The sequence below is a fragment of the Pseudomonas sp. R9.37 genome, assembly GCF_963878885.1.
Classification (GTDB): Bacteria; Pseudomonadota; Gammaproteobacteria; order Pseudomonadales; family Pseudomonadaceae; genus Aquipseudomonas.
This window is the reverse complement of the sequence record NZ_CAWNZA010000047.1, coordinates 1-13,409: the sequence shown is the minus strand read 5'-3', so window position 1 is coordinate 13,409 and position 13,409 is coordinate 1. Positions and strand designations below refer to the sequence as shown.

The window sequence follows — 13,409 nt, the reverse complement described above, 5'->3', positions numbered from 1 at the left end:
GAGCGGGCTTGCCTGCGATGGCGGTGGGTCAGCCAGATTATTTGCTGCTGATACACCGCATTCGCGAGCAAGCCCGCTCCCACATTTTTGAACTGTGGCGGGTGGGAAATTTTGCGTCAGGCACAAATCAGTGTGGGAGCTGGCTTGGCTGCGATGGCGGTGGGTCAGCCAGATTATTTGCTACTGATACACCGCATTCGCGAGCAAGCCCGCTCCCACATTTGGGACTGTGGCGGGCGGGAAATTTTGCGTCAGGCACAAATCAGTGTGGGAGCTGGCTTGCCTGCGATGGCGGTGGGTCAGCTAAATTGTTTGCTGCTGATACACCGCATTCGCGAGCAAGCCCGCTCCCACATTTGGGACTGTGGCGGGTGGAAATTTTGCGTCAGGCACAAATCAGTGTGGGAGCTGGCTTGCCTGCGATGGCGGTGGGTCAGCTAAATTGTTTGCTGCTGATACACCGCATTCGCGGGCAAGCCCGCTCCCACATTTGGGGCTTTGGCGGGTGGGAAATTTTGCGTCAGGCACAAATCAGTGTGGGAGCTGGCTTGCCTGCAATGGTAGTGGGTCAGCCAGATTATTTGCTGCTGATACACCGCATTCGCGAGCAAGCCCGCTCCCACACTTTTTGAACTGTGGCGGGTGGAAATTTTGCGTCAGGCACAAATCAGTGTGGGAGCTGGCTTGCCTGCGATGGCGGTGGGTCAGCTAAATTGTTTGCTGCTGATACACCGCATTCGCGAGCAAGCCCGCTCCCACATTTGGGACTGTGGCGGGTGGAAGTTTTGCGTCAGGCACAAATCAGTGTGGGAGCTGGCTTGCCTGCAATGGCGGTAGGGCAGCCAGCTTAATTGCTGCTGATATACCGTATTCGCGGGCAAGCCCGCTCCCACATTTTTGAACTGTGGCGGGCGGGAAATTTTGCGTCAGGCGCAAATCAGTGTGGGAGCTGGCTTGCCTGCGATGGCGGTGGGTCAGCCAGATTATTTGCTGCTGATACACCGCATTCGCGGGCAAGCCCGCTCCCACAGTTTTGGGCTGTGGCGGGTGGAAATTTTGCGTCAGGCACAAATGCAGGTGGGAGCTGGCTTGCCTGCGATGGCGGTGGGTCAGTCAGATTATTTGCTGCTGATACACCGCATTCGCGAGCAAGCCCGCTCCCACAGTTTGATGGCATTTCAGATTGAGAGGGGTGAACCCGCTCAGTCCGCGATCACTACAATCGACACGCGCCGGTTTTCGGTGCGGCCCGCTACGGTGGTGTTCGGCGCCACCGGCTCGCTGCTGCCCAAACCGCGCAGCTGGATGTTTTCTTCCTTCATGCCCACACCGGTCAACACGTTGCCCACGCTTTTGGCGCGGCGCAGGGACAGTTGCTGGTTGTAGGTTTCTTTGCCCGAGGCGTCGGTGTGGCCGTCGACGCGCACGCGTTCGATGCCGGCGCCCAACAGGGCTTTGCCGATGCGTTCAACGATGTCGGTGCTGGCTTTGTTGAGGCTTTCAACGTCGCTGCCAAACAACACTTTGCCCGACAGGCCAAACGCCCAACCTTCGTCAGTCAGTTCAAAACCCTGCTGTTTGAGGACTGCAATTTGCGCCGGTGTCAGGCCTTTGGGTGGGGCCGTCTGGCACCCGCCGAGGGCAAGGAATGCCACCAGTAACGTGATAAACATGAAACGCGCGGTCGAGAACAAGGGATCAACTCCTGTGGATAACGTTTGCGGCGGTGGGCTCCGAATCCGCCGTTTGCTGGCCGCCCTGGGACAAGCGTTTGGCCTGGTACATCGCCGCATCGGCGGCATTGAGCAAGGTGCCGGGAGTGGCGCCATGATCGGGGTAGATGGCAATGCCGATACTGAGGGAGGTCAACACCTCGGTGTTGCCGGGCACCCGGATCGGCGTGTCCATGCTGGCAATGATCTTGTCGGCAATACGCTGGGCATCCTCCGCTTTATGCAATGGCGCCAGCAGCACCGCGAACTCATCACCGCCCAGGCGCGCCACCAGGTCATCTTCACGCAACTGCGCGCGCACCCGCTCGGCGACGGCCACCAGCACTGCATCGCCGGCGGCGTGGCCGAAGTTGTCATTGATGTCTTTGAAACGGTCGCTGTCGAGAAACAACACGGCGACTCGTTCATTGACCTTGGCGGCGCTGCGCAACGCGCGGATCAGCCGGCCTTCGAAATACGCGCGGTTGGGCAAGCCGGTCAGGCTGTCGTGGCTGGCCTGGTGAGCCAGGGTTTCGTTTTCACTTTGCAGGTGGCTCTGCCAGGCTTCCATCTCGCCGAGCAGGGCGTTGAAGTCGCTGCCCAGGCTGTCGAGCTCGGCGATCTGCGCCGGTGGCACGCGTCGGTCAAAGTCTCGCTCGCTACGGGCGGCGTGGGCCACCGCGGCCAGGCTTTGCAACGGTTTGGTGATGCCCTGCAGCAGGCGCCGCGCCAAGTACAACGCCACCCAGGCGCTGAGGGCGGTGCAAATCACGATGCCGGCCAGGCCGCTGAGCAGGAAGCGCAGCAGGCTACCGCCGTGGCCGACCACGTGAATGCTGCCCACGGTTTGCCCCTGGTGCAAGATCGGCTGGCTGATGGGCTGTTCGAGCAAGGCATGCGCCAGTGCCAGTTCGACCTGGGACAGCATGCCGGTTTCCGGCCGCACCCATTGCGCCAGCAGCTTGCCGCTGGCATCGAAGACTTCGGCCTGGGCCACTTCTTCGGTGGAGGCAATCAGGCTCAGTGCCTCAGTGGCGGCGGCGCTGTCGTTGAACACCACCGCCGCTTCCACGGTGTAATTGATCGACCGCGCGATCAGGTGCAGGTTGTGCTCGGCATACACGCGCAGCGCCAACACGCCGAGCAGGGTCAAGGACACACTCGCCAGGGTCACGGCCACCAACGCCAGGATCAAATGCCCACGACCGATGACCGAGCGCAAGGTCGGCCGCGCTTTCGGGGTTCTCATGACGCAGGCGCTCGACGGCGGGACAACTGCAACACGCTGGGGTGAATGCGCACGCCGCTGCGGGCGACGGAGTCCAGGTTGACCTCAAATGACACCTGCTCATCGCCCACGCGCAGGCAGAACAGGCTGCCCACGGTGCATTGGTCGCCGCCTTCGCTGATGCTCAGCACCGGGTGGCCGATCAGTGAGGTAAACAACCGCGAGCGTTCATCGGCGCTGAGTTTGCCGATGTACACGGCGTCGCAGGCACTGACGATATCAGGATGATCGGCGAGCAAACGCTGCACCACCACCGGACGGCCGGTCGCCTGGGTAGTGCCTTTGACCAGGTCATCGGTGTATTGGGTGGGCCCGACGATGCACAAGCGCAGTTGCGCAGGCTCGACCGGCCAGCGTGCATAGCTGAGGATGCCGAGCACCACTTGCGTCACCGCCTGGGCGCGCTGGTCTGCCGGGCCGGGGGCCTGGGCAAATGCTCGCGGGGCGAGCACGCACAGAAGTGCCACCAGTAACATGCGTCTCCAGCTCAAACTGCGCTCTGTGGGCGAGACAGCCACGTTCATGCAGCGATTCTCTTCAGGTTTTTCAGGGTGATGCCGCAACGATAGCACAGCGGCGGAAGGCCCCGCGAAGCCGGGCCTTCGCGGAGTCCGCTATTTTTCCAGAAAATTCAGACGACTGAATCAGAAATATTCATGACCAATCAGTCAGTTTTTCCAGCCGTTACGTCCAATTCCAGCATCAACCCACTCAAGCGCTTGACCTTACGCCGCACGGCATCTTCAAACACGCCGCCACGCGGTTCGATCAGGCTGAACCAGCGTTTGGCGCGGGTGATACCGGTGTAGATCAGTTCTTTGGTCAGCACCGGGTTCAGCGCATCCGGCAGGATCAGCGCGGTGTGGGTAAATTCCGAGCCCTGGGACTTGTGCACGGTCATGGCGTACACGGTTTCCACATCATTCAGACGGCTGGGCAGTACAAAGCGCACACCGCCCTGGCCATCGTTACGTGGGAAAGCCACGCGCAGCACGTGGGGGCCGCCATCGCTTTCGGGCAGTTTGAGCGCGATGCCGATGTCGCCGTTCATCAAGCCCAGGCCGTAATCGTTGCGGGTCATCAGCACCGGGCGGCCTTCGTACCATTGCTCGTCCCCTTCGATCAGCCGCACTTTGCGCAAGGCCGCGGTGATGCGCAGGTTCAGCCCTTCTACGCCCCACGGGCCTTTGCGCACAGCGCAGAGCAACTGGAAAGCGTCGAAAGCTTGCAGCAGTTGCTGCGCCCAGTGCGTCCAGGCGAGGTCTTCGCGCGGGGTGTCGAGGGCCGGGCGTGCGCTTTGCAGCAAGTTAAGGTAATAACGATAGCCTTGGGCGTCGCCGCCCTGCCCGTCCAATATCAGCCGCTCGAGGGCGTGGTCATGCTCGCCCTTGAGGCTGAGGCAGAACAGGTCATCGTGGCTGCGCGCGGCGAGCAGTTGGCGCGCCTCTTCGGCGTTTTGCTGGTTGACCCAACGTGCCAATTGGCCGATGCCGCTGCCTTCACCAAAACGTCGCGAATAGCGCAGCATCACCACTTGCTGGGCCAGCGGATGGCTGGCGTCGAGGTCTTCGTGAAGGCCACTGGCGCTGAGGTCTTCGCCACTGACCGCTTGCAGCCATTGGCGCGTGTCGGGGCTGTACCAGCCGGCTTCGGCGTCGCGGCATAAGTCGCCCAGTACGGCGCCGGCCTCGACCGAGGCAAGCTGGTCCTTGTCGCCCAGCAATACCAAGCGTGCGTGGGGCGGCAAGGCGTCCAGCAAGTTGGCCATCATTTCCAGGTCGATCATCGAGGCTTCGTCCACCACCAGCACGTCCAGCGGCAATGGGTTGCCCAGGTGATGGCGGAAGTGCCGCGTGCCCGGGCGACTGCCCAACAAACGGTGAACAGTGGTGACCTCTGTCGGGATTTTTTCCCGCACGCTGTCGGGCACGGTCAACGACTGCACTTGTTGGCTGATGGATTCGGTGAGGCGCGCGGCAGCTTTGCCGGTGGGCGCAGCCAGACGGATGCGCAACGGGCTGCCGGCTTCCACGGCCGGCGCCTGCAACAGCGCGAGCAGGCGCACCACGGTGGTGGTCTTGCCGGTGCCGGGGCCGCCGGTGACGATGCTGAAAGCACCGCGCGTGGCCAAGGCGCAGGCAAGCTTTTGCCAGTCGATCACGCCGTCGGGCGGCGGTTGGTTGAAGAGGCTGTCGAGGCGTTGCGGCAAATCGGCGGCGATGTCTTCCTGGGTGGCCAGGCGCAGGCGCAAGGCTGTGTCGATGCGCCGTTCGTACGTCCAGTAGCGGCGCAGGTAAAGGCGTTTGCCGGACAAGACCAATGGGCGGCTCTGCGCGGCTTCGCTGCCATCAACCGCCAGGGCGACCAATTGGCTGGCAGCCAGCGCGTGGCACCAGTGGGCGCCGTCGAGGCCGTCGAGCAGCTGCGACGGCAGCAGCATCGCACCGGTCTGCAGGTCGCCTTCGGGCGGCAACGACAGGGCGAAATCCGGCGCCTTGAGGGTTTCGAACAGGTCGAGGCACACATGGCCATGGCCCAATTGGTGGCTGGTTAAGGCCGCGGCCAGCAACACCAGAGGGTCGGCCTGCGGATCGAGTTCGTGCAGGAAGCCGACAAAAGCCTTGTCCAACGCGCGCAGCCAGCCCCGGTCAACCCAGCGTTCGAGCAGTTGCAGCAGGTCGGCGGCGCGGTTGAGCGGCATCAGCGCTTCAAGCGGTAACGGCGACAGGCTCATAGCAGCACTCCTTGTTCCCAGGCGGGCTCAACCTTGGGCGGTATGGGTTTGCCCTGGAACAACGCGTCCAAGCCTTCGATCAGTTCACGTGGCGGCCGGGTGAAATACGCGCCTTTGCTCACCGACTCCGTGCCGCGCAGGAACACGTAAAGCGCACCGCCGACGTGGCGGTCGTAGTCATAATCCGGCAGGCGCGCCTTCAGTTGGCGGTGCAGGGCCAGCAGGTAAAGCACGTATTGCAGGTCATACCGATGCTCGAGGATCGAGTGTTCCATGGCCTCTAAGGTGTAGGCCGAATCGTCAGGGCCGAGCCAATTGGATTTGTAGTCAGCCACGTAGTAGCGGCCGTCGTGTTCGAAGGTCAGGTCGATAAAGCCTTTGAACATGCCGTTGAGCAGCACCGGTTCGGCGGCGACGCGGGACACGCCGTTGTGGGTGTACTGGCACACCAGTTTATCGAGGGCCAGCACGTCGACTTTGTGGCTGGCGAACCAGAACTCCATCTCGATCTGATACTGCTGCAGGCTGCTCAGGGTGAGCTGATCGTTATCCACCGGCAGCGGCGTTTGCAGCAGGTGGCCGAGCCAAGCGCTGAGGGTGACGATCCAGCCTTCCCAATTGCGCCGGTTACAGCGCGCGCCCACGGCTTTCTCGATGGCCTCGGGGGTGACGTTGAAACCCTCTTCGCCCGCCCATTCCAACAAGCCATGAAGGAAGGTGCCGGGGTTTGGTCCGCGTGGGAAACGGTGTATGTCGCCACCAGACGCCGCCACTTCACGCGGTGCGTCAGGGTCGAGACGCTCGTCGTCAAACAGCTTCTGGGCTTGTGGGCTCTCCGGTGCTTCGAGGGGCGCGGCGCTCATGCTGTCGCCGATGCGCAATGCGCTGTAAGAGGCGATCCACCAGTTTTCGGCGGCCTTGCGCTTGGGCAGCAACGGCGCGAGCAGCGTGGCTGCGTTGCGCGGCGGGTGAAACAGCGTGTCTTGCGCATCCGGGACATGGCCGTAGTGGATCGCGGCGCAGCCTTGCTGCACATCCAGCAGCCAGCGCGTCAGGCCGGCAGACTCGCCCAGCGACGCACCGGCGCCGAGCAAATAGCCGAGCGCGGACAGGTGCAGGACCGAGCTGCTGTTATTGCCACGTTTGAGATCGGCAATGCCCAGCCAGCACGCATGTTTGGCCCGTGTGAGCGCCACGTAGAACAAACGCAGGTCTTCGGCGAGGCGCTCATCATCGGCCTGGGCAATCAAGTCGGCGGTGGGCCGCAGGCTGACTTGCGATTTGCCCTGTCCGTCGTGGTAATGCAGCGGCAGGCGGCTGCCATCCACGGGCTTGGCCGAACAGATGAACGGCAGGAAGACCAGGTCGTACTCCAGGCCTTTGGATTTATGGATGGTCACTACCTTGACCAATTGCTCATCGCTTTCCAGGCGCAGAATCTGCTCCTCACCGGCCTGACCAGAGAGGGCCAAGTGTTCGGCCAGATGACGGATCAGCGCTTGCTCGCCGTCCAGCTCTGACGCGGCCTGTTGCAGCAACTCGCTGAGGTGCAACAGGTTGGTCAGCACGCGTTCGCCATCGCTGCGGGCGATCAGGGTTTGCGGCAGTTTGAAATCATGCAGCAGGCGCCGCAGCATCGGCAGCACGCCTTGGGTGCGCCAGATCGCGCGGTAGCCACGGAACTGCATCACGCGGGTTTCCCACGCCAGTTCGTCCTGATTCAGACGCTCCAGTTCCGGCAGTGACAGGTTCAAGGTCACGCAGGCCAGCGCGGCACGCAGCGGGCGCTCGACGTCGGGCTCTGCGCAGGCCTTGAGCCAGGCGAGCAGGTCGTGGGCTTCCTGGGCGGCGAAGACCGAGTCTTTGTCCGACAGGTACACGCTGCGCACGCCCCGAGCGGCCAACTCGGCGCGCACGGCTTGGGCTTCCTTGCCGTCACGTACCAGGATGGCGATGTCTGACGGAAGGACGCCGTTGAAGCTGGCGTCCGCGTGTAGGAAACCGGCGGTACCTTGCTGCCCGCCATTGAGCAACGCGACGATTTGGGTGGCGCAGGCAGCCGCCAGTTGCTGGCGATACACCGCGTTGGAAATCGGCTGATCGGTGGGCAGGTGCCAGAGGTTCATTGCTGGCAACGTGTGACCATCGACTTGCAGTTGCTCCCTGCGGCCCTGGGACAGCACCGAGTGGAACGGCACCGGGTTGTCGCCATTCGGCTCGCGGAACAGGAAAGCCCCCCGGCCGCTTTCGGCGCGCTGGAACACGTGGTTCATCGCCTCGACCATGGCGTGGCTGGAGCGGAAGTTGGTGCCCAGTGTGTGGTGACGGCCAGTGGTGGACTGACGGGCGCGCAGGTAGGTGTAGATGTCGGCGCCGCGGAAGGCATAGATCGCCTGCTTGGGGTCGCCGATCAGGAACAGGCCGCTGTCGAGGTGGTTTTCTTCGATGCGGTAGATGCTGTCGAAGATGCTGTATTGCACCGGGTCGGTGTCCTGGAATTCGTCGATCAAGGCGACCGGGAATTGCTCGCGGATCACACTGGCAAGACGTTCGCCACCGTCGGCCTGCAGGGCGGCGTTGAGGCGGATCAGCATGTCGTCGAAGCCCATTTCGGCGCGGCGGCGTTTTTCTTCTTCGAAGCGTTTACCCACCCAGCCGGCGGCGTGTTGCAGCACAGCGGCGTCGGGTGTTGGCAAGGCATCGAGGCTGGCTTTGAGAGTGGCCATGGCGTCGATGCCGGGGTGATTGGGCGGCTCGCCCTTCCAGGCTTCGGCCATGCCGTCGGGCGTCAGGCGCGTGAAGCCGGTGCCGATGTCCAGTTGTTCGAGGGTTTCGTCAGCCGCCCAGGCACTGATTTTTTCAAACCAGGGCTCGAAGTAACGCGCCTGCATCTTGCGGCCGTCGACGGCTTTCGCGGCCACGGCTTGCAGGCAGATATCACGCAGTTCGGCGGCCCATTGTTGCCACGGCGCCTTGAGACTTACCAAGGCTTCGCGGCGCTCTTGCAGGCAAGCGTTGATCAGCTCGGCGGGCTCACGGCTTTCGCCAGTGGGCCGTTCGCTGCCGAACAGCGCACGCACGCGGGGCATCAGGGCGGCGGGGCCGCTCCAGTTTTTGCGCACCCAGTTGAGCGCGTCGTCGTGCATCGGGTAGCAAAACAGCCGCCAGTAGTCACGCAGCACTTCGCCGAGCAGGTCGCTGTGGTCGGTTTCCAGGGTTTGGATGAACAGGCTGCCACTGTCGAACGCGTGCTCGCGCAGCATGCGCTGGCACCAACTGTGGATGGTCGAGACGGCGGCTTCGTCCATCCATTGCGCGGCGATGTCCAGGCGATTGGCGCAGGCGGGCCATTGTTCGGGGAGGTATTGGTCGCGCAGGTCGGCGATCAATGCGTCCGGTTGCTCGATTTCGTCGCGGAAGAAACGTGCGGCTTCCGCCAGCCGAACGCGGATGCGTTCGCGCAGCTCTTTGGTGGCGGCATCGGTGAAGGTCACCACCAGAATTTGCGGCGGCAGTAACTCGCGGACGAAGCCGGCTTCGTCGCCGCCATGGCCAAGCACCAGGCGCAGGTACAGCGCGGAAATAGTGAAGGTTTTGCCGGTGCCGGCGCTGGCTTCGATCAGTTGGCTGCCTTTTAGCGGGAAGGCCAGGGCTAAAGGTTTACCCATCATGCGCTGGCCTCCTCACTGTTGAGCGATCGCCAGGGTGCGTTGAGCAATGGGCGATAAAGGGTTTCGGCCCAGCCTTCGAACTCTTCGCTGGCGATGAGCGTGGCGAAGTCGGGGAATTGGCGGGTGAGTGCAGGGGTTTCGCGGCGCTCACCGTCGGTGGTCAGGCCGTCGCCTTCATAGGCTTTGCTTGCGGCGGCCAGGGCTTTGGCGGGATCGGTTTGGCCGAGCCAGGCGAAGGCGGTTTTAACGGCTACCGGGAGCGGCTTGCGCATGCCGGTGTGCCAGGCCAGCAGCACGTTGCCAAGGATTTCCCGAGCATTGGATTGATCCAGCGGGGCGAGTAACAAGGTGTCGTCACTCGCCACCAAACCGGTGCTGAGTGGCAGCCCGCAGGCGCACGCCACCACATGATTGACCCAGGGGCGAATCAGACGGTGCCACTTACGCGTCTTGATCGAACCGATGCTGTTGGGGATGGTGGTCACGCTGAGCAAGCCGCCATCACTGCGTCGGTGCAGGCCGCTGATCCAGCCTTCCAACTGGATGCCTTGATGCTCAAAACTGATCGGCTCGGCGGTGGTTTGTGGTGTGGGCCAAAGTGCCAATAAGTGGCGGTAGCGTTGCAGCAAATCGGGCAGCGGCTCGATCAGTTCGTTACGCAGGCACTCGCCGAAACCCACCATGGGCAGCAGGCCGCTGCCTTGCAGGCGCAGGGCCTGGGCGTTGAGTGCTTGATCCACATGATCGGGCTGGGTCAGTGCGGCGTTCAGCAGGCTGTCGCTGAGGCTGTAGCGTTGCAGCGCGTCGAGCACGAAGGGCTCTTCATCGGCGAGCGGTACTTCGGCGGCTTCGAAGAACACTTTCAGACGTTGACTGAAGAAGTGTTTGACCGGGTTGCGCAGGAAATCCTGCAACTGGCCGAGGCTCAGGGGTTCTTCCTGTTGGTGCTCTGCCAGTTCGTGTTCTTTAACTGGAACCTCGGGTGCCTCGTGGAGCAACTGCCACTCGCGGGCGTAACTGAAGAGCGCATCGCCTTCATGGAAATAACGCGCACTGAAGGGTTGGAGCGGGTGTTCCTGGGTCATTGCTTCCAGCAATTCTTGCTGGTGTGCGTTGTGCCAGCCGCTGGCGATATGGTCACGCAGTTGGCCGATCAGTACCGAGGCCGGCCGGTCGCTGTTGTCGCGGATGCTGCGGCCGACCCAACTGATGTAGAGCTGGTCGCGGGCGGACAGCAGGGCTTCGAGCAGCAGGTAGCGATCGTCCTCGCGGCGTGAACGGTCGCCGGGGCGGTAGTCGCTGCCCATCAGGTCGAAGTCCAACGGCGGTTGCGCGCGCGGGTAGTCCCCGTCGTTCATGCCGAGCAGGCAAACGAGTTTGAACGGGATGGCGCGCATGGGCATCAGGGTGCAAAAATTGACAGCTCCGGCGAGGAAGCGCTGGGACAGACGGCCCTGGTCCAGGCCGGCCAACCAGGCCTCGCGGACTACAGTGAGGGGTAACTCGTCCTGCAGGCCGACGGACTCGCAGGTTTCCAGCCAGTCCTCTCTCAGTTGTTCGAGTTGGCCTAAGAGGTAGTCGTCGTGTTCGCTGCTGGGCAGAAAGAAGAGTTGCATCAGGCGTTGCAGGCGTTCACCCCACTCATGGGGCGCTGCCGGTTGAGACAAGGCCTGATGGGCGTCGTTGAGCGCATCGAGCAAGGAGACCAACGGGCCGATCAGGGCCGCGTCGAGGCCGCCGATTTCATCGTAGGGTTCGATGCCGTCGCAGGCGACGCCGGTGCCGACGGCGTAACCCAGCAGCATGCGGCGCAGGCCAAATCGCCAGCTGTTTTGTTCCAGCTCATGCGGCAAGCCGAGGCCGGCGCGTTGCTCGGCGTTGAGGCCCCAACGGATGCCCGCCCCCTCGATCCAGCGGTGCAACGTAGGCAGGTCACGCTCCTTGATGGCAAAACGTTCGCGCAAGGCGGGGACGTCGAGCAGGTCGAGGATTTCGCTGACCGGGAAGCGGCTGTCCGGGAGTTTGAGCAGGTGTTCCACGGCGATCAGCAGAGGGTCGCGGCCACGCTGGCCTTGGTCGGTAAGGGTGAAGGGAATGAAGCGTGGGTCGCTTCGCTCAAGTTGGCCAAACACGGCGCGAATGTGCGGCGCGTAGCTGTCAACGTCAGGGACCATGACGATGATGTCGCGCGGGCGCAGCGTCGGGTCGGCACTGAAACGTTGGAGCAATTGGTCGTGGAGAATTTCCACTTCGCGTTGGGCGCTGTGGGCGATGTGGAAGCGGATGGAGGTGTCGTTATTTAGATCGACGGCCGGCCATAGCTCGCGCGTTTCGTTGAGTGGGCGCAGTTCGAGGATGTCATCCTGCAACTGGTTGAGCAGCGTGGTGGGCTCGCTGTCACTGAACAGGTCGATGCGGCCGTCACGGAAGGCGGCGCGGTAGCTGTTGGGGTCGTCGTAACTGTCCAGCAAGCTGATGTAGTCACGGCCCTGTTTGCCCCAAGCGGCCAGCAGCGGGTGGGCGTGCTGGTGCAGGGTTTGCGGATCGATGGTGACCGGCATGCCGGCTTTGCGCGCTTGGCGTTTGTATTCATTACGCAGCAGGTCCTTGTCGGCAACGATGTCGGACCAGTGATGACGGCAAGGGTTGTGCACGCAGAGCAGGACTTGGCTGAACCTCGCTAAGCCGGCGAGCGCCTCAAGGGCTTGCGCAGGCAATGAGGAAATGCCGAAAACAATCACTCGGGATGGTAAGCCTGCGGGCGCCTGTTCAAGGGTATTGATGCGTTCAACAAAGCGCTGGTGCACACCGGCGCGGCTTTCGGCCATCCCCTCCTCACCGACGTCGATCAGCAATGCACGCCACAATTCGGCCTGCCAGCAGTTTGCGGGATTAAGGGGCTTGGATTCGCCTCGCCCGTTACGCAATTGGTGGCGGCCAGCAGCCCAGTCTTCCAGCCAGTCGGCACGGTAGACCTGGTATTGGTCGAACAGGTCGGCCAGGCGTTCAGCCAGTTGATAGCGTTTGCGCAGGTCAGTGTCGTGAGTAAGGAAGCGCTGCAACGGCTCGAAGTGCGGTTGATCGATGAGTTCAGGGAGCAGGCGCATCAGGCGCCATGTCAGAGGCGCTTTATCGAGCAGGGACTTGGGCGGGATTTCGTCACGGCCCAGGACCATGCGATAGAGCTGCCACATGAAGCTGCCGGGCAGTTGCACGTCGATTGCCGCAGCGATGCCGCAGCCCCCCATGTCGTCGTCTTCTGGGTCTTCGGCCAGGGCTAACTTGAGCCATTGGGCGATGCCATTGCTTTGTACCAGAGCGATTTCGTTTTCCAAGGGCGCGAGCGGATAGCGGCGCATCCAGCTGACCACCAGGCTGCGCAGCTCGTCCAGGCGGTTGCCGTGAACCACCATGAATCCAGCGCTGAGGGACGTCGCATCCGGCATAACGGCTTCCTTGGGAAAAGCAAAATCGAGGCAGCGACTTTAGCATTGAAGATGGCCGCAGGCTGCAAGTGAGGCAAGCCGACTGAAACGGTGGTGACCGGAATGTTTTCGACCGCCCAAAACAAAGCCCCTGTTTGCGTTAGCAAACAGGGGCTTTGGAATTTAATCTTGACGATGACCTACTCTCACATGGGGAAACCCCACACTACCATCGGCGATGCATCGTTTCACTGCTGAGTTCGGGATGGGATCAGGTGGTTCCAATGCTCTATGGTCGTCAAGAAATTCGGGTACTGAGTCGTGACCATGTGGCCTCGCTTCAGCAAATTGGGTATGTGACAGCTTTCGGTGTTTTGTGAGATTCGAACTTTCGGTTCATTTCGTCTTCACACACCGCAATCTGGTCTCTTTGCTTTTCAGCGCAGAGCATGCAAATTGCTTGGGTGTTATATGGTCAAGCCTCACGGGCAATTAGTATTGGTTAGCTCAACGCCTCACAGCGCTTACACACCCAACCTATCAACGTCGTAGTCTTCGACGGCCCTTCAGGGAACTCAA

At 62.2% G+C, this 13,409-nt stretch carries 6 protein-coding genes and 2 rRNA genes; all 8 read right to left on the bottom strand.

Annotated features, from left to right (window positions below):
- Positions 1 to 1,202 precede the first annotated feature (1,202 nt).
- Positions 1,203 to 1,694 carry an OmpA family protein gene (locus AACU78_RS23985; protein WP_106578170.1) on the bottom strand — a complete coding sequence of 164 codons (492 nt, stop codon included), beginning with the start codon at positions 1,692 to 1,694 and terminating at the stop codon, positions 1,203 to 1,205.
- A 4-nt stretch (positions 1,695 to 1,698) separates the two neighbouring features.
- On the bottom strand, positions 1,699 to 2,961 hold the full coding sequence (locus AACU78_RS23980; protein WP_106578169.1) for a diguanylate cyclase domain-containing protein: 1,263 nt from the start codon (positions 2,959 to 2,961) through the stop codon (positions 1,699 to 1,701).
- Positions 2,958 to 3,524 (bottom strand): YfiR family protein, encoded by a 567-nt coding sequence (locus AACU78_RS23975; RefSeq protein ID WP_106578168.1) that lies wholly within the window; start codon positions 3,522 to 3,524, stop codon positions 2,958 to 2,960. Before AACU78_RS23975 ends, AACU78_RS23980 begins: the two co-directional genes overlap by 4 nt.
- A gap of 140 nt (positions 3,525 to 3,664) precedes the next feature.
- Positions 3,665 to 5,734, bottom strand: a complete 2,070-nt coding sequence (gene recD / locus AACU78_RS23970) for an exodeoxyribonuclease V subunit alpha (RefSeq protein WP_106578167.1) — start codon at positions 5,732 to 5,734, stop codon at positions 3,665 to 3,667.
- Entirely contained in the window at positions 5,731 to 9,405 is a 3,675-nt protein-coding gene (gene recB / locus AACU78_RS23965; RefSeq protein WP_106578166.1) for an exodeoxyribonuclease V subunit beta, read from the bottom strand. Before recB ends, recD begins: the two co-directional genes overlap by 4 nt.
- On the bottom strand, positions 9,402 to 12,851 hold the full coding sequence (gene recC / locus AACU78_RS23960) for an exodeoxyribonuclease V subunit gamma (protein WP_106578165.1): 3,450 nt from the start codon (positions 12,849 to 12,851) through the stop codon (positions 9,402 to 9,404). Before recC ends, recB begins: the two co-directional genes overlap by 4 nt.
- 166 nt (positions 12,852 to 13,017) lie before the next feature.
- A 5S ribosomal RNA gene (gene rrf, locus AACU78_RS23955) occupies positions 13,018 to 13,133 on the bottom strand.
- 168 nt (positions 13,134 to 13,301) lie between these two features.
- Positions 13,302 to 13,409 (bottom strand): 23S ribosomal RNA (locus AACU78_RS23950); the annotation flags it as partial.